Source organism: uncultured Cetobacterium sp., assembly GCF_947072685.1.
Lineage (GTDB): Bacteria > Fusobacteriota > Fusobacteriia > Fusobacteriales > Fusobacteriaceae > Cetobacterium_A.
Map to the genome: position 1 here is coordinate 1 of NZ_CAMTIK010000024.1, position 17357 is coordinate 17357.

At 29.0% G+C, this 17357-nt stretch carries 15 protein-coding genes; 4 read left to right on the top strand and 11 right to left on the bottom strand.

Going from position 1 to position 17357, the window contains the following annotated elements; all coding sequences use genetic code 11:
* Nucleotides 1-328 precede the first annotated feature (328 nt).
* On the top strand, nt 329-994 hold the full coding sequence (locus Q0V67_RS08530) for a response regulator transcription factor (RefSeq protein WP_297598720.1): 666 nt from the start codon (nt 329-331) through the stop codon (nt 992-994).
* A complete protein-coding gene (locus Q0V67_RS08535) occupies nt 969-2345 on the top strand; it encodes a HAMP domain-containing sensor histidine kinase (RefSeq protein ID WP_297598723.1) in 1377 nt (458 codons plus the stop codon). The genes Q0V67_RS08530 and Q0V67_RS08535 overlap by 26 nt, the downstream gene beginning before the upstream one ends.
* A gap of 490 nt (nt 2346-2835) precedes the next feature.
* Here the strand turns inward: Q0V67_RS08535 and Q0V67_RS08540 are convergent, their stop codons facing one another.
* Together Q0V67_RS08540 and Q0V67_RS08545 are read right to left on the bottom strand one after the other, a co-directional pair.
* On the bottom strand, nt 2836-3087 hold the full coding sequence (locus Q0V67_RS08540; protein ID WP_297598725.1) for a hypothetical protein: 252 nt from the start codon (nt 3085-3087) through the stop codon (nt 2836-2838).
* Between the two features lie 19 nt (nt 3088-3106).
* Nucleotides 3107-5947, bottom strand: coding sequence for a DUF3427 domain-containing protein (locus Q0V67_RS08545; protein ID WP_297598727.1), 2841 nt, complete (start codon nt 5945-5947; stop codon nt 3107-3109).
* 213 nt (nt 5948-6160) lie between these two features.
* Between Q0V67_RS08545 and Q0V67_RS08550 the strand changes: the two genes are divergently transcribed.
* A complete protein-coding gene (locus tag Q0V67_RS08550) occupies nt 6161-7276 on the top strand; it encodes an alanine racemase (RefSeq protein WP_297598729.1) in 1116 nt (371 codons plus the stop codon).
* Here the strand turns inward: Q0V67_RS08550 and Q0V67_RS08555 are convergent.
* Entirely contained in the window at nt 7273-7827 is a 555-nt protein-coding gene (locus Q0V67_RS08555) for a cupin domain-containing protein (protein WP_297598731.1), read from the bottom strand. The two genes, Q0V67_RS08550 and Q0V67_RS08555, sit on opposite strands and share 4 nt — an antisense overlap.
* A 38-nt stretch (nt 7828-7865) precedes the next feature.
* A complete protein-coding gene (locus tag Q0V67_RS08560) occupies nt 7866-8270 on the bottom strand; it encodes a PhnA protein (RefSeq protein ID WP_297598733.1) in 405 nt (134 codons plus the stop codon).
* A 173-nt stretch (nt 8271-8443) separates the two neighbouring features.
* On the opposite strand from Q0V67_RS08560, the gene Q0V67_RS08565 reads away from it, so the two are divergent.
* Nucleotides 8444-9322, top strand: coding sequence for an SPFH domain-containing protein (locus Q0V67_RS08565; RefSeq protein ID WP_297598735.1), 879 nt, complete (start codon nt 8444-8446; stop codon nt 9320-9322).
* A 144-nt stretch (nt 9323-9466) separates the two neighbouring features.
* Here Q0V67_RS08565 and Q0V67_RS08570 read toward each other — a convergent pair whose 3' ends face one another.
* The 7 genes from Q0V67_RS08570 to Q0V67_RS08600 all read right to left on the bottom strand — a co-directional run bounded on the left by Q0V67_RS08570 (nt 9467) and on the right by Q0V67_RS08600 (nt 17352).
* Nucleotides 9467-10945 (bottom strand): M81 family metallopeptidase, encoded by a 1479-nt coding sequence (locus tag Q0V67_RS08570; protein WP_297598737.1) that lies wholly within the window; start codon nt 10943-10945, stop codon nt 9467-9469.
* Between the two features lie 20 nt (nt 10946-10965).
* The gene (locus Q0V67_RS08575) at nt 10966-11943 is read right to left on the bottom strand and encodes an ABC transporter ATP-binding protein (protein ID WP_297598739.1); all 978 of its coding nucleotides are present in this window, start codon (nt 11941-11943) and stop codon (nt 10966-10968) included.
* Between the two features lie 11 nt (nt 11944-11954).
* Nucleotides 11955-12920, bottom strand: coding sequence for an ABC transporter ATP-binding protein (locus Q0V67_RS08580; protein ID WP_297598741.1), 966 nt, complete (start codon nt 12918-12920; stop codon nt 11955-11957).
* An 8-nt stretch (nt 12921-12928) separates the two neighbouring features.
* Nucleotides 12929-13780, bottom strand: coding sequence for an ABC transporter permease (locus Q0V67_RS08585; protein ID WP_297598743.1), 852 nt, complete (start codon nt 13778-13780; stop codon nt 12929-12931).
* Between the two features lie 14 nt (nt 13781-13794).
* Nucleotides 13795-14715 (bottom strand): ABC transporter permease subunit, encoded by a 921-nt coding sequence (locus Q0V67_RS08590; protein WP_297598745.1) that lies wholly within the window; start codon nt 14713-14715, stop codon nt 13795-13797.
* 70 nt (nt 14716-14785) lie between these two features.
* Nucleotides 14786-16303, bottom strand: coding sequence for a glutathione ABC transporter substrate-binding protein (locus Q0V67_RS08595; protein WP_297598748.1), 1518 nt, complete (start codon nt 16301-16303; stop codon nt 14786-14788).
* 167 nt (nt 16304-16470) lie between these two features.
* The gene (locus Q0V67_RS08600; RefSeq protein WP_297598750.1) at nt 16471-17352 is read right to left on the bottom strand and encodes a PocR ligand-binding domain-containing protein; all 882 of its coding nucleotides are present in this window, start codon (nt 17350-17352) and stop codon (nt 16471-16473) included.
* Nucleotides 17353-17357 lie beyond the last annotated feature (5 nt).

The following is a 17357-nucleotide window of genomic DNA, read 5'->3' on the forward strand; positions in this document are numbered from 1 at the left end:
TTGAAAGTACCCCTAGTTAATATTGAAAGTACCCCTAGTTAATATTGAAAGTACCCCTAGTTAATATTGATTGATAAAAACTGCTATCACATATTGATAACATTGGTCTAAACGCAATAATTACACGTGTATTTTTTGTACATAACAATATTAACAATATTAACAATATTAAACAACTATATACAATGTATTTTATATTAAAATTTTAATTTGTAAAAAAGTGAAAATTGACATATTGCTGTAACAAAAAAATGTTAATATAATTTCATATTTTTGTTGTATACTTAAACTAAGAAATTTAGTCAATATTTGTAAGGAGAATATAATTATGAAACGAAAAATTTTAATAATAGAAGATGAAAAAAATTTAGCAGAAATAATTGGAAAAACTTTAACAAAAGAAAACTTTGAAACTAAAATAATAACAGAAGGTGATCTTGCACTAGATAATTTTTATTCCTTTTCTCCATCACTAGTTCTTTTAGATATTAACTTACCTAAAAAAAATGGTTGGGATATTTGCAAAGAAATTCGTCAATATTCAAAAGTTCCAATTATTATAATGACAGCAAGAGATACAGAATTAGATGAAATACATGGCTTAGAATTAGGAGCAAGTGACTATATAACAAAACCAATCAGTACTAAGATAATAATATTAAAAATAAAAAAACTTTTAAAAATGGAAGACAATGAATTTTTTTATTTAAAAAATCTAAGTTTTGATTATAATAAATTTAAAGTTAAAATAGGAGATGAAGAAATCCTTTTAAGTAAAAGAGAAGCTTTACTATTGGAATATTTTTTTAAAAATCAAAATTTAGTTTTATCAAGAGAAACTTTATTAAACATGATTTGGGGGTTTGAATTTAGTGGGGAAGAAAGAGCCGTTGATACTCTTGTTACTCGTCTAAGAAAAAAACTAGGATTATATGGAGATTATATAAAATCCATAAGAGGAGTAGGATATGTCTTTAATCAAAATCAAAACTAACCTCTTTACTAAAATTTTTTCATTTTCACTTTTTATCATGTTGACTACACTCTTAATAAATTATGCTTTTAATGCAATTTTTTTAGAAAAATTCTATATCTATAGAAAAAAAGAGATGATGTTAAAAGTTATTGAAACAGCTAAATTTATTTATAAAACTCAATCAGAAGATAATTTTGATAATTATGTTTATGATATTAAAGAATCAATGGGAATAGATATAGATATAAAAAACTCTCGTAAAAGAAATGGGCATTCAATGATGAGACGAAGTAATAATATAGAAAATATTCCCTATAATAGTTTTGTAGATAAAGAATTTTTAGGTAATGATGCGAAAATTTTATACTACGGAGAGGAAATCTCAGATAATAAAGGGATTTTTGTTAGTACCTCTCTTTCTGTAATTCAAGCCCATAGTCATGAGAGCAATATTTTTAATATAATAACTGCTTTGATAGCTTTAATTATCTCTTTAGGAAGTGGAATTATTTTTTCTAGAAAAATAACAAAAGATATAAGTTATTTAAATGAAAAAGCTTCCAAAATTTCAAAATTAGAATTTCCTGAAAATATTGAGATTGATAGAGATGATGAAATAGGGGATTTAAGTAGAAATTTAGCTAAAATGTCAAATGAATTATCCACTTCTGTAAATAATTTAAAATCTTTTGTTTCTAATGCTTCACACGAACTAAGAACTCCAATAGCGGTAATTTGTGCCCATGCCACAGCACTTCTTGAATATGAGGAGATGGATATTAATGAAAAAAAGAAGTATTACGAAATAATTTTAAAAGAGGGGAATGAAATGAAAGAACTTATAGAAAATCTTTTAATTCTTTCTAAATTAGATAGTACAGTTTTTAAAATTAAAAAAGAGCAATTGAATATAAAATCTATTATAGAAGAATCCTTAGAGAAATATGATATAATGGAATTGGAAAAAGATATAATTATAAATATTAATTTTAGCGATGAAAAAATAATAGGTGATTCTAGAATTTTAAAATTAGTTTTTAATAATTTGATTCAAAATGCTTTAAAATATAGTCTTATTGGAGGAGTTATAAATATTTATCAAAAAAATGAGAATTTGTTTATAGAAAATCATTTTGAAGGAGTTTTAGAAGTAGATGAAATTAAGCTTTTTCAACCTTTTACAAGAGGAAAAAATGCAGAAGATTTTAAATTTGAAGGAATGGGGCTGGGGCTTTCGATTGTTGCTAAAGCATTAAATTTAGCTCTAATAGATTATAGCATTGAAATACAAAAAAATATATTCAGAGTGAAATTAAATATATTCAAAGACAAACCAATCATACAACAGGGTTTAAAAAGCTTAAAATAGCGCTTAAACGGATTCTATACGTAAAACACTATTTATATATGATTTTAAAATGAAGTTCCAAAAAACTGTGTTTTAGAGCGTTTTATTGTGTTTGCGATATTTTTAAAAATTTTTAAAAAAATAAAGGAAGTTGCATCTTTATTTTGAATAAGGGAGTAACAGATAGTTAGAATTAGTTTTATTAAAAGTGATTTTGATAAACATAGCCATCACACATTTTTTATTAAAGATTTTAATTTAGTTTTAGTTTTAGATTTAAAAGTTTTAAATGGGTTAAAGATTTTAGATTTAATTATTTCAAATTTGTTTTAAGATTTTAATGGTAGAAAAATTTTGAGATTCTAACTATTTATAAAGTGATAGATTTAAAGATGAAAAGGTTTTTTAAATTGTTATTTCGTAATTTAATAGTATTATAAGAAATAGAGGGCTTGTGATGGCGCCCTCTATTTTTTAGTTATGGGATGGAAATACTCTTATCCCAAACTGTTTACATTTCAAATATGTCTTCTATTTTTAGTTTTGTACCATCTAGAACTTTAAATTCAACGTAAGTATAGATCTCTTCTTCAGTTTCTAAAGTTTTATTCTCAAAAGCAATAACTCCATTTTCTAAAGCTTCTTTAACTTCACTATTATTTAAATCGTCATAAATATTATAATAGTCTTGTTCCATCATATATTTATTTAAGTCTTCAAATTCAATCTCTTTTCCTATCAATTCTAATTCATTTTTTAACATAAAAACACTCCTCTATTATTTATTTTTTTAAAGTTAGGTATTCAAACAAATTTAATTCAATCTCTTCTTTTAATTTCAACTCATATTCTACAAATGAAGAACTATCTGTAGTGAAAATCTCTTTAGCACTTGAAACTGTTTCAACCTGCCCTACATAATAAAAATTTTCGCTAGCTATTTTTTTTATAAAAATTTCTAAAGTATATAGATTTTTAGATATTTTTCCTTCCGTTGTCAATTGATTGTTCCTGATTAAACATCTCTTATTTTTAGAAAACCATGTAAAACGATATTGATCAAAAAATTGATTATTATAGTTCGAAAGAGAATCAGGAGAAGCAGTTACGAAAATGATAACTTTTTTTTCGTCTTCAAAAGTAGTGTAACCACTGACTTGATACCCATTATTATAATCTAAATTGAGATACCAAAAAGCTTCTTGTTTTGTATATTCTTTATATTTTATTATAGAATGATCATTAAACTGTTTATAGTTTGTTTCGACATAGTTAAGATTATAAGCAATTAAGTCATCAATTAAGTTTTTAAAATAATAGTTATTTTTATAAGCCATTTTAAATTCTAAATTTAACTTATAGATTTCATCTTTTTTTTCTAAAATTTTTAAAAATTCTTTAGCTGTCGAAAGACTTGTAAAAATCTCTTTTGTAAGATGTTTTAAAGCATTTTGTGTATTTGAAAATTGATTATTTAAATTAAATGTATTTTCTATTAAATTGTTTAATTTTACTATGTTTTCAGATTCAAACTCTAATAAGTATTTTAATATAAAAATTTCATGAACACGTTTTGCAGGGGTAAAAAAACTTGATAAAAACTTTAGAAAATTATTTTCATGAGCATTTAAATTTCCGAAGTCTATTTGAGGTTCTAAAACCTTTAAGACCTCATTGTAATCTTTCTTATATTTTAAAATTATACTGGGATCAATCATATTTCTTTTAAAAAAATCATTTAAATATGGAATTCTTCCGAGTTGTTTTTTTAAAAGCTTATAGTCATGTTCAATATTTTTTTTTGTGGAAAAGTTTGTTTTGGATATATTTTCAAAAATTCTTTCTTTTACAATCTCTTCAAAAGATATACTGCTTTCACCAGGAATATAATTGGTCCCTTTATTAATAAATCGTTTCATAAAATCTTTATCATAACTGTTATTTTGAGATATAGCAGTTGGGATTAAAAAAGTTTTTTCATAGTTTCCTATAAAATCTAAGATAACTACAAACTCTTTATTTGAAGACTTTCTAAGCCCTCTTCCCAATTGTTGAATGTAAACTATAGCAGAATCTGTGGGTCTTAAAAGTAGAACTTGATTGACACAAGGTATATCAATACCTTCATTAAAAATATCAACGGTTATTAGGTATTCGAGATGACCATTCTCTAAATCTTGAATAGCTTGATCTCTTACAAAGTCACTGTCTTCTCCGGTTAATGCTTTAGTTTTTATTCCTCGTTCATTTAATTTTTCACTTAAAAGTTTAGCTTCATCAACTTTGGATACAAAAATTAAACCATGAAGTTTTAGGCCACTATACCCGTAGTAATTGCTTTTTTCAATTATATGATCTACTCTTTCTTCAATAACAAGATTTTTAATTGTTGTTTTTTCATCAATTAATTTTCCATTTACCTCTATATCTGAAATTCCAAAATAATGAAATGGGCAGAGTAGTTTTTCTTTTAAGGCATCATGCAGTCTAATTTCAAATGCGATTGTATGATTGAAGAGCTCGTAAATGTCAAAATCATCTCCTCTTTCAGGTGTTGCGGTCATACCCAAAAAAAACTTTGGAGAAAAATAATTTATGATATTTTGGTAAGTCTTGGCTCCACTGTGATGAACTTCATCTATTATTATATAATCGAAGTAATCTTTACTAAATTTTTTTAGATGTTTCTCTCTTGTCAAAGTTTGAACCATAGCAAAAATAAAATCAGCGTTATCAATATCGTCTTCTCCATAAATTTTCATATTTTTATTAGAAATTATACTTTCGTATGTACTTTTAGATTTTTCTAAAATCGTTTTTCTATGTGCAATAAAAAGAACTTTTTTAGGATTTGAAATTTTCACATCAAATGCACTTAAATAAGTTTTTCCTGTTCCAGTAGCACTTATTAAAAGTGCTTTATTTTTTGTTTTTCTAATTTGTTCCAAATTTTCTAAAGCTTGTATCTGCATGTAGTTGGGTTGAATTTCATCAGCTATTGTTGGGGATTCAAACAGACGTTGATTTTTTCTATATTCTTTTGAACAATTATATAAATTCTCATATTTTTCAATAGCAATCATATCTAAAAGTGGCAATTTATTAAATACATCATAAAAGTTTTTTAAAATTTCGTCAGCTATTTTTCCATTTTCCAAAGAACTAATTTTCAAGTTCCATTCAAAATTAGTTGTTAATGCAGTTTGAGTTAGATTACTACTTCCAATGATTAAATTCCAAATATTGTCTTTTTTAAAAAAATATCCCTTAGCGTGGAAGTTTTCATTAGAAAGAATCTTAAGCTCTATATTTTCATATTCTAATAATTTTTTTAAAGCTTTAGGTTGAGTAAAATTTAAGTAGTCCCCTGTTAAAATTTTACCTTTTATATTCTTATTAGAGAGTTTTTTTAATTGCTCTAAAAGTAGAGTAACTCCACCTTCGGTTATAAATGCGACTGAGATTATGAACTCCTCACAACTTTCTAAATATTCTCTGATAGATGTCACTATTTTCTCATTTTTATTGCTTAACAATTTACTCTGATAGAGATTTACAGATTCAAAATCTTTATCTATTGAACTTGTTTTAAGCCCATCTATTAAATAGCTTGTATTTTTCATGTATTTCGTTCCTTTCTAGTTCACTAGAATTTTAATAAATATTATTTCATCATCTCTGTATTATAACATATATATCGCTTATCTAGTAATAAATTATATGAAATAAACTCAAAATATAAACTTTAATTTTATTTTTCAATAAAATTAAAGTTTGACTTTATTTTTTGCTTGGTGTATATTCTATACATAAATAAAATTTAAGGAGTAATAATTATGTCAAAAAAAATTAAAGAACTAACAACACCAAGTTTTCTGGTAGATTTAGATGTTTTAGAAAATAATATTAATATGTATCAAGAACTCGCAGATAAAAATGGTGTCGATTTATATCCTATGCTAAAAACACATAAAAGTAGTTTTATAACAAAAATGCAAATCGATAAGGGTGCTAAAGGGGTTTTAGTAGGAACTTTAGATGAAGCTGAAAGTGTTATTTTAAAAAGTGGCGTAACAAAAGTGATGCTTGCATATCCTGTTATTGGAGAAAGTAATCTTGAAAGAGTTATATCTTTGAGTAATCTTTGTGATTTATATGTGGCTTTTGATAATGAAATCCCAGCTAAGGCTCTTTCTGAGAGGCTTAAAGATCAAAAAATAAAATTTCAAATCATTATCAATAGTGGTCTAAATAGATTTGGTGTTCTTCCTGAAAAAGCGGTAGAACTTTATAATAATTTAAAAAAATATTCTAATTTAGAATTTAAAGGTATTTCTACACACACAGGTCAGGTTTATGGATTTGGAAAATCAGAAGTTGGAAAGATAACTGACCAAGAGATTTATTCAATGGTTACAGCAAAGAAATTGTTAATAGATGCGGGGGCTGAGGTGGAATTTGTAGCTACGGGAACAACGCCTACATTTGAAAAAGCTATAAAATCATTAGATATAAATATTTCAAGACCTGGAAACTATGTTTTTTTTGATGCTATTCAAGTTGCTCTTGGTGCAGCAACAGAGGAGGATTGCTCTTTAACTGTTTTAGCTACAGTTATATCACATCCAACAGAGGATTTATTTATTCTGGATTGTGGAAGCAAGTGTTTGGGACTTGATCAAGGAGCTCATGGAAATTCGCTAACAAAGGGATTTGGAATTGTTAAAGATCATCCAGAATTAACAATAGTTGGACTTTCTGAAGAGGTAGCCAAAGTAAAAAAAGAGGGCCTTACAGCCCTTAAAATTGGTGATAAAGTTGAAATTATCCCAAATCATTCTTGTTCAGCAGCTAATATGACAAGCTACCTAATAGGACATAGAAATGGGAATGTTGAAAAAATTATCGACGTTGATATTAGAGGAAACTCAAGAAAAATAGATTTAAATTAAAAATTAGGGGGAGTTATAGCAAAAATTATTTTAGCAACTTCTGGTTGAGTGTTTTCCCAACTATGCTTTGTTAATCTGTCAATTTTTACGCTATCACCTTTGAATAGCGTAACTGTTTCTCCCTCTGTATTTAAGTTAACTTCTCCTTCTAAAATGAAGGCGACTTCTTCTCCCTCATGTCCGATATCTTTATCGCTTGATTTAGAGTTTTTCTCCAAAGTTAAGAGCATAAACTCAATATTTGTTTGAGGTTCTGGACTTAAAAGTTCATAAGAAACTCCAATTTCTTTAGGGGTTTTTATGATTTTCCTTTCATTTGCCCTAACAATAGAACTTTTTTTTGATTCCTCACCTAAAAAAAATTTATAAAGAGGAATTTCTAAAGCTAAAGCTATGTTTTTTAAAGTGTTTATTGAAGGATTAGTTATTCCTTTTTCTATCTGCCCCAAAAGAGCAGCCGTACTTCCAATCATTTCTGAGAGCTCTTTTAAATTTAATTTTTTTTCGACTCTAAACTTCTTAATTTTTAATCCTAAATTAATATCTTCCAAATATTTACTCCTATTAATTATTATATATTAGCCCAAATCTATTCAAAAGATATGGTACTTAAAATTTCTTTGCTCTCTTCTTCAAGATATGCATTTTCTAATAGTTCATCAGCCCAAGAATACTTTTCTTTTATACTGTTCAATATATATATAGCTGTAGCCTTAACAATCGGCGTTTCGCTCCACATAGAGTTACTTAAAAATCTAAAATCATTTTCCTTTGATTTTTTTATATTTGCTAAAAGCTTAATACAGTTATCACATAGAAAGATACATCTATCATAGTTTGGTTCCTCTTTTGATGGTGGAACTTCAAATACAGATAGTTTAACCCCTGTAGCTTCACATAGTTCACATTTAGATTTTGATCTTCTTGCCAAATTTTTTCCAAACCCAGATACAATATTTACTCTTTCTAAATGCTTATCTAATCCTTTTGCCAAAATAATTCCTCCCATAATTTCTATTATAATAATTTATTATATAACAATAACAACTAAAAAAACAGAAAAACTTCAGATATACCTAGTGTAGTTTAGATATAGTTGGACTATTATAACTTTTAGTAGTAAAATTAAAAGGTTATATCAATACTAAAATATTTGGAGGGAAACAAATGGGATTTACATTTTTAATTATTATTTTAATTTTAGTTTTAATAGTGCTACATGTAAAAATTGTATCACAATCACAAGCTTTTGTTATCGAGAGACTAGGAGCATATTTGACAACTTGGGATGTTGGTTTAAATATGCTTATTCCATTTTTAGATAGAATAGCAAAAAAGGTTTCATTAAAGGAGCAGGTTATTGATTTTCCACCTCAACCAGTTATAACTAAAGATAATGTTACGATGCAAATTGATTCAGTTGTATACTATCAAATAGTTGATCCTAAGCTATATGCATACGGAGTTGAAAATCCATTGAATGCCATTGAAAATTTAACTGCAACAACACTGAGAAACTTAATAGGTGAATTAGAGTTAGATTCGACATTGACATCAAGAGATACAATCAATACAAAAATGAGAGCTATTTTAGATATTGCAACTGATCCTTGGGGAATAAAAATTAATAGAGTTGAACTAAAAAATATAATGCCACCAGCTGAAATTCAAGATGCTATGGAAAAACAGATGAAGGCAGAAAGAGAACGAAGAGAGTCTATTTTAAGGGCAGAAGGGCAAAAAAAATCAGCAATATTGGTGGCAGAAGGTGAAAAAGAAGCGACTATTTTAAGGGCAGAAGCTAAAAAGGAAGCAGCTATCAGAGAGGCTGAAGGTGAGGCTGAAGCGATAATAAGTGTACAGAAGGCAAATGCTGAAGCGATAAAGCTCTTAAAGGAAGCAGCTCCAGATAAGAGTGTTCTAGCCATTAGAAGTATGGAAGCTTTTGAAAAGGTTGCAAATGGTCAGGCTACAAAAATAATTATACCCAGCGAATTACAAAGCATTGTAGCTTTAAGTGAAATTTTCCAACAATCGAAAAAATAAATTCAAAAATAACTGTAACAGAGTAATTTTTCTGGTTTTAGATTTAATATTTTTGAATAAAATCTACTTAAAAATAGGAAAAGGGATTAAATAAAGAGAGGCTTAAGTTAAAAATTTAAGCCTCTTTTTATTACAGTTTATTTGTTAGTTTTTTACAGAGGCCTTATACTCAAAATTTTTATCAAGAGGGAATATAGGTCTTTTAATCTTCTCATACTTTATATTTAAAATCTCTTCATTAGTACTTCCTGTTGTTAAAGCCATAATAGTTCTTCTAGAAAGAAGTTTATGGTGCTCTGTTAAATATCCCAATTTACAAACAATAATATTACGATTTTTAGGATCTAATCCCAAATCTGCGTACATTTCAGGAGTTACATACCCTACATGTTTCTCTGCTAAAATTATATCTACATTATTAACTCTTAAAACTGCTAAATCACTTTCATATGTTCCCCATTTTTCCAAATAGCTAATAACCTTTCCTTTTAGAGTTAAAGGTTTTGTAGTTTTAGTATCAAACTTTGCTCCTGCTATAACTTCTATAGTTTGTCCAACTTTTCCCTTGCAAAATAATGTTGCCTCGGGATCATAAATTCCACCATAGATAATCGGAGTAGGGACATCTGTTGTTTTAGGATTTTCTAAAATTATTTGTAAAAATCCTGTACAATCTGACGATGAACCAGCAGTAGGATTATCCCCAGAATCTGATAAATATATTGGAAATTTCGATTCATCTAAAGCATTTAGAGCAATTTCATAAGCTTTTTCGGGCTGATAAGTTTCTGTGTGAAAAGAAAATTCATCTCTTCTATCGAAAAACTCTTGTCCTATATCTTTTGAAATTGTATTTGCTAAATTTTTATCATCTGCTACCACATAGATTCCAACAGCAGCCTCTTTACTATCAGCCCAAGGATACCCCATAAGAATAGAGACAGCTAAAACTCCCTGTTTTTTTTCATACTCTCTACATTTATTTATAAAGTAAACCATAGGTTCGGTAGAAGTTTCTGATTGCTCACCAGCTATAAGCATAGGCACACTTACCCAAGCTTTTTTAGGGAGTATATTCTCTTTAAAAATATGTGTTAAAATCTTTGCTGCTTGCTCACCAGTTTCAAAGCAATCAGTATGTGGAGCACATTTATATCCAACAAATGCATCGGCATATCTATGCATTTTCTCAGTCATAGTTGTGTGCATATCAAGAGCAACAACAATGGGAATATCTTTAAAATATTTTCTAAGTTCCTCTAAAAGATCGCCTTCTGCCTCCCCTAACCCAACAACTCTCATAGATCCGTGAAGAGCTAGATTAATTCCATCTAATTTTTTAATTTTATCAGCTTCTAAAGCCCTTTCGATAAACTCCTTTTTTAATCTGTTGTAAAGTTCATAGCTGACCTCTCCATTTGGAACTGCTCTAGCACTAAGTGTTGGAACAACATCGTATCCATTTGCTTTTAAAGTGTCAACTATTCCTCTTAAAGCATTATTTTTTGTTTCAAAAACTAATGAATCCTCTCCATATTTTATAGAAAAATCTTTTTCATCCGTAATAATTGGATTAAAAGAATTAGATTCATGATGCATAGATCCCACTAAAACTCTTTTCATTGCACTCTCCTTTTGTATATTTATTTTACCAAATGACATGCTACTTTGTGTTCACTTTTTCTGTCAGAACAATCCTTTAAAGTAGGCATTTTCTCTTTACATAAACTAAAGACTTTTGGACATCTTGTAGAAAATGGACACCCAGATGGTCTATCAATTGGACTGGGGATATCTCCTTTTAAAATAATTCTCTCTCGTTTTTTATTTGCTTCAGCTACAGGTATTGCTGATAATAAAGCTTCAGTATAAGGATGTTTAGGGCTATTATAAATATTTTTCTTATCTCCTATTTCAACTAAATTTCCCAAATACATAACTCCCACTCTATCAGAAATAAGTTCTACCACACTTAAATCATGAGATATAAAAAAATATGTCAGGTTAAATCTTTCTTGTAAATCTTTAAAAATATTTATAACCTGAGCTTGAATACTGACATCTAAAGCAGATATAGGCTCATCTGCTATAATCAAGCTAGGATTTACAGAGATTGATCTAGCTATTCCTACACGCTGTCTTTGCCCTCCGCTAAACTCATGAGGAAATCGCTCACCATGACTACTACTAAGTCCAACCAAATCCAAAAGTTCTAGAGCTTTTTTCTCCCTTTCTTTTACAGAAAGTTCCGAATGAACAAGAAGAGGCTCAGAAATCAAGTTTTTTATCTTCATTCTTGGATTTAAAGAGCCATAAGGATCTTGAAAAATAACTTGCATATCTTTTCGAAATGGAAGCATCTCCTTTGAATTATACTCAGTTATATCCACCCCTTTAAACTTAATTCTTCCTTCTTCAACATCCAATATTTTATTTATAACTCTTCCTAAAGTTGATTTTCCACAACCACTTTCACCAACTATAGACAAAGTTTCACCCTTAAAAATTTCTAAAGAGACGTTGTTAACTGCGTGTACATATTTTTTTTCTTTTTTAAATCCTTTTTGAGAAACTAAGAATTTTTTACTCACTCCATCTAGCTGAACTAAAACTTCTCTCATGAAATCCTCCCTTAATCTAAAATCAAATGACATCTACATTTTCGTCCGTTTGATAACTCTTTAAGTTTGGGTTCATCCACCAAACATTTTTGAACTGCCACCTTGCACCTTGGAGCAAATTTACATCCTTTTGGCATATTAGTTAAATCTGGAACTTTCCCCTCGATGTATGGCAACGTTGTTGCTCCACTTCCAAGTTTTGGAACAGAAGCTATAAGTCCCTTCGTATATGGATGCATTGGATTATCAAATAACTCTTGAACACTTGATTTTTCCATTATTCGTCCTGCATACATAACAATAACATTATCACAAGTTTCCGCAATAACTCCTAAGTCGTGAGTTATTAAGAGGATTCCCATTTGATGTTTTTCTTTTAATTCCAATAATAGGTCCATAATCTGAGCTTGAATGGTAACATCTAAAGCAGTTGTAGGCTCATCTGCTATTAAAAGTTGTGGATTACAAGACATAGCCATTGCAATCATAACTCTTTGGCACATTCCACCGCTCAGTTGATGAGGATACCTATTTAAAACACTTTCAGGGCTGGGGATTCCAACTAGTTGCAACATTTTCAAAGCATGATTTTCCGCTTCTTTTTTACTATATTTTAAATGAAGTTTTGTACATTCCATAAGTTGATCTTTTATTTTTAAAATTGGATTTAAAGATGATATAGGATCTTGAAATATTGTAGCTATTTTTCCACCACGAATTTTTTTCATATCCCTATTAGAAAGATTTAAAATATTTTCTCCTTGAAAAAAAATCTCTCCATTTATTAGAGCATTTTCCTCATGAAGTCTCATAATAGACATAGAGGTCACTGATTTTCCACTTCCACTTTCTCCAACAAGACCTAATGTTTCACCTTTTTCTATTTTAAAAGATACATCTTCAATAGCTGTTAAAATTTTTTTATCTTTTTTAAACTGTGTTTTCAAATTTTTAACTTCCAATAAGTAATTTATCATAATCGCTCCTAATTAAGTTTTGGGTCTAAAGTATCTCTTAAACCATCGCCAAGTAAGTTAAAAGATAGTACTGTTAAAAAAATCATAAGCCCAGGATAAAAAAGCATATGTGGTGCTAATCCTATATAATCTCTTCCTGTTGAAAGCATAGCTCCCCAATCTGGATTTGTAGGGCTTGCTCCAAATCCCAGAAAACTTAAAGAAGCAGCAGAGATTATTGCTGTTCCAATTCTCATCGTTAAAGTTACGATCAATGCAGGAAGAGTACCTGGTAGAATATGAACTAAAAGTATTCTAAAATCACTAACTCCAATAGATTTACAAGCTTCTATATAAAGTTGTTTCTTTAAAGAGATAGTAGCACTTCGAACTATTCTTGTAAAAGATGGGATTCCATATATCGCAATAGAGATGATAACGTTTATAAGTCCAGGACCTATAATAGCTACTATTCCAATAGCGAGAAGTAGTCCAGGAAAAGAAAACATAACATCACAACACCTCATGATAACACTCTCTATTTTTCCACCATAATACCCTGCGACAAGTCCTAATATACATCCAATAAATGCTCCAATCGAAACAGCTGTTAAAGAAACTAAAAGAGATAATCTAGTTCCAGCTATAACTCTACTAAAAAGATCTCGACCGTATTCATCAGTTCCAAACCAATGTTTCGAATTGGGTTCAGCTAATAAATTTTCATAATCAGCATAGTTTAAATCATATGGAACTGGTTGAAAAACAGCTATAATAATTAAAAAAAATATAAATAAAAGTGAAATAACTGCGACTTTTCTTTTTAAAAAATTTTCCAAAAACTCCCTAATAGGATTTTTAAAAACATCGTTTTCATCCATAATATCTCTCCTTTTTAATCGTATCTAATTTTTGGGTTTAAAACTCCATATAAAACATCTACAATAAGATTAACTATGATGAATTGTAGAGTAAAAATCAGTAAAATTACTTGAATAACTGTGTAGTCTCTAAAAAGAATAGAATCTATAAGTAATCTTCCAAGCCCTGGTATTGTAAAAACTGTTTCTACTAAAACTGATCCTGCCAGTAAAAATCCAAACTGTAGTCCTACTATAGTAACTACATCTATAAGGGAATTTCTAAGAGTATGCTTCATTATAACCCAAAACTCACTGATTCCTTTGGCTCTTGAAGTTCTAATATAGGGTTCCTTTAAAATTTCACACATAGATGATCTTGTGTATCTTGCTATCATAGAAGTTATTCCAGCTCCTAAAGTTATAGCGGGAAGAATGTAACTTTTAAATGAATCCGTTCCTCCTGTAGGAAACCAACCAAGGGTAACAGAGAACACTTGAATTAGCATCAGTCCTAACCAAAAAAGCGGTAAAGATATTCCAGAGATAGCTACTATCATCACAACATAATCTAGAATTTTACCCCTATTAACAGCAGAAATTATCCCAGCAATTACTCCAAAAATAGTTGCCCAAATAATTGATAGAATAGCTAACATGAAGGTGGGTTTAAACCTAGGAGCAATCATATCCTTTATCGGAATCCCGGTCTTAATTGAATTCCCAAGCTCTCCACTAAAAAAACTTTTTATAAAATTAAAATATTGTATATAAAGTGGCTTTGTAAGTCCTAAATGCTCTCTCATCAATTGAATTTCATCAATTGTGGCATTTTGGCCAGCAAGTAATCTAGCTGGGTCTCCTGGAATTAAGTGAATAAACATGAAAATTAAAATTGAAACTATAAATAATATGGGAATTGTGTTGATTAATCTTCGAAAAAAATACCCGCTCATAGCACTCTCCTTTAAAAATTTATAATAAAAAGGTAGTCGCAAAAACAACTACCTACATAATTTTATAGTTTTATTTAGTAGTGTCAGCTTTAGTAAAATTTATAGTTCCATCAGGCATTACATAAACACCTAGAGTGGTTTTTCTTTTGGCAGAAATTAATTGATCAGAACCAAGGAAAATCCAAGGAGCATCTTCCCATATAGTCTCTTGCAATTGAGCATAAATTTCCCCTCTTTTTTCAGAGTTTACTTCTATCGCTCCCTTTTCAAGAAGTTCATCAACTTTTGGATTGTTGTAGTATGCTGTGTTTGCAGAAACAGGAGGAGCAAATTTGCTGTGAAATAGATTTTTAGTAGCTCCATCTATATCAAATGAAGACCAGTTAACATACCACATGTTTATAGTTGCATCCTCTGGAGTTTGTACATTATAGATTGAGTTTGAAAGAGTACCCTCTTCCATTGGCATCACTTCAACATCTACTCCTATTTGGGCAAGTTGTTGGTGAATGAATTGCATTCCTTTCATATCTTCAGTGTTATTTGATCCCCAAATAGTCGCTTTAAATCCATTGGGATACCCCGCTTCTTTCATTAACTCTTTGGCTTTATTTACGTCATAATTATAAGGCGTTAATTTTACATGATACTCTAATGCTTCGGGAACTGGGGATGTAAGAGGAACTAAATATCCCGATTTTACAACAGCAGAGTAAGCATTTTTATTGATGGCATGATTTATTGCCTGTCTCACTTTTTTATTTGAAAATATATCTTTATTAGTATTTAGTGTTACGTATCTTGTTATAGTTGAAAAACCTTTCATAATCTCTATATCATTGGATTTTTCTAGTTTTTTAACCTGTTCAGTAGGCATTGGATAAATGAAATCAGCTTCCCCTGTTTGAAGCATAGCAACTCTAGATCCATTTTCCATAACAGGTCTAAATGTTATTAGATCTATATTTGGTTTTTCTCCCCAATACTCATCGTTTCTTTTAACAACGAGTTTATCCCCTTGGGTCCAATTTACATAAGTATAAGCTCCTGTTCCTACAGGATTTGTAATAATTCCCTGAGCTCCATATTTTTCAAGAGCGGCAGGACTCACTATTTTCAGCGAAGCTATTCTATTTAACATAGGTGCAAAGGGTTGTTTAAGAATCAATTTAACTTCATACTCGCCAGAGACTTCAACTCTATCAACTGCAATAAAGTTTCTACGTCTTCTAAGATTATTTTTCTCATCCATAACCCTATCAAAATTAAATTTTACTGCTGCTGCATTAAGAGCTGTTCCATCTTGAAAAATTATTCCCTGTCTAATTGGAATTGTATAAACTAAACCATCTTCAGATATTGTATATCCAGTTGCTAGTGTTGGCCTTAAAGTCATATCATCATTATATGTAAAAAGACCCTCGTACATAGTTGATACCGCTGTTCCAGAAAGTGTATCTGAAAGATTATGAGGGTCTAAAGATATGAAATTAGCATTGACTGCTACTGTTATATCTTTTCCTTCAGAAAAACTAAGTGATGATGCAAGAAGCATTAAAATTCCAATTCGGCCTAATTTTTTTTTCATTAATTCCCTCCCGTAAATTCAAATACTGAGTATACAAATCAATATTAGTATAGGTATATACTTTATATTGACCTGAAAGTCAAGAAGAAAATTAAAAAAACCTTCAAATTAGATAGTATATTCACTACCTGAATTCGAAGGTTTATACAAATATTTAATTAAAATTTTTATTTTTGAAAAAGATCCCTATAATCTTTAGGGCAGATTTTTTCATATTTTTTAAATACTTTTGTAAAATAACTGCTATCCTCTATGCCTATTTCATTAGATATTTCGGATAGAGATTTATTAGTTATTTCTAAAAAATACTTAGCCTTTTCAACTTTTTTTATAAGAATATATTCCTTAAATGTTTTTCCTATTTCTTTTTTAAAAACTCTACTAAATTGTGAAATACTTAAATTGCATAATCCAGCAACATCTTCTAAATAAATATTTTCTTTAATTTTTTCGTTTATATGGGTGATGGCTGCTGAGATTTGAGAGTGACTATATTGTACTCTTTCTTCTTTTATATTGTTTTCTACAATATGGTTGTACCATTTTTTGTTTTTAATACATTCACTTATATAAACTGATGTATAATGTAAAATACTTGCAATACTTTGCAAATCATTGTATTTAACTTTTTTTAAAAAATCGTAATTTTCAGCGATTTTCTTTAGATTAAACTCTTTACCCACATTTTCTATTAAAATATTTTCTAATTCAAAAGTTTCTTCATCTTCTAAGAGTATCTGCCCTACTAAAAATGCTCCTATTAGTTCTCCTTGATAAATAATAGGAATTATCATATCCACTAAGCCAGCATGACATCTATAAATATAGGGTTTTAGGGATAAAAATACTTTGCTTAAAGCTTTCACATCACATTTTTCACAAAAACAATTAAGTTCTTTATTTTTTCTAAAAATTTTACAAAACTCTGAATAGTTACTCTTTTCTGTTAAGTAATTTCCTTCATCATCTACGATTACTATAGCCATTTTAGTCATATTGACTATCTCTTCTTGAATTTTTATTAACTCTTTCCTATATTTATAAAGCATATTTT

Bases quoted from the DNA above. Each gene is read 5' to 3' on its own strand.
- Q0V67_RS08530 (WP_297598720.1), top strand. From the start codon at position 329: ATGAAACGAAAAATTTTAATAATAGAAGATGAAAAAAATTTAGCAGAA.
- Q0V67_RS08535 (WP_297598723.1), top strand. From the start codon at position 969: ATGTCTTTAATCAAAATCAAAACTAACCTCTTTACTAAAATTTTTTCA.
- Q0V67_RS08540 (WP_297598725.1), bottom strand. From the start codon at position 3,087: ATGTTAAAAAATGAATTAGAATTGATAGGAAAAGAGATTGAATTTGAA.
- Q0V67_RS08545 (WP_297598727.1), bottom strand. From the start codon at position 5,947: ATGAAAAATACAAGCTATTTAATAGATGGGCTTAAAACAAGTTCAATA.
- Q0V67_RS08550 (WP_297598729.1), top strand. From the start codon at position 6,161: ATGTCAAAAAAAATTAAAGAACTAACAACACCAAGTTTTCTGGTAGAT.
- Q0V67_RS08565 (WP_297598735.1), top strand. From the start codon at position 8,444: ATGGGATTTACATTTTTAATTATTATTTTAATTTTAGTTTTAATAGTG.
- Q0V67_RS08570 (WP_297598737.1), bottom strand. From the start codon at position 10,945: ATGAAAAGAGTTTTAGTGGGATCTATGCATCATGAATCTAATTCTTTT.
- Q0V67_RS08575 (WP_297598739.1), bottom strand. From the start codon at position 11,943: ATGAGAGAAGTTTTAGTTCAGCTAGATGGAGTGAGTAAAAAATTCTTA.
- Q0V67_RS08580 (WP_297598741.1), bottom strand. From the start codon at position 12,920: ATGATAAATTACTTATTGGAAGTTAAAAATTTGAAAACACAGTTTAAA.
- Q0V67_RS08585 (WP_297598743.1), bottom strand. From the start codon at position 13,780: ATGGATGAAAACGATGTTTTTAAAAATCCTATTAGGGAGTTTTTGGAA.
- Q0V67_RS08590 (WP_297598745.1), bottom strand. From the start codon at position 14,715: ATGAGCGGGTATTTTTTTCGAAGATTAATCAACACAATTCCCATATTA.
- Q0V67_RS08595 (WP_297598748.1), bottom strand. From the start codon at position 16,303: ATGAAAAAAAAATTAGGCCGAATTGGAATTTTAATGCTTCTTGCATCA.
- Q0V67_RS08600 (WP_297598750.1), bottom strand. From the start codon at position 17,352: ATGCTTTATAAATATAGGAAAGAGTTAATAAAAATTCAAGAAGAGATA.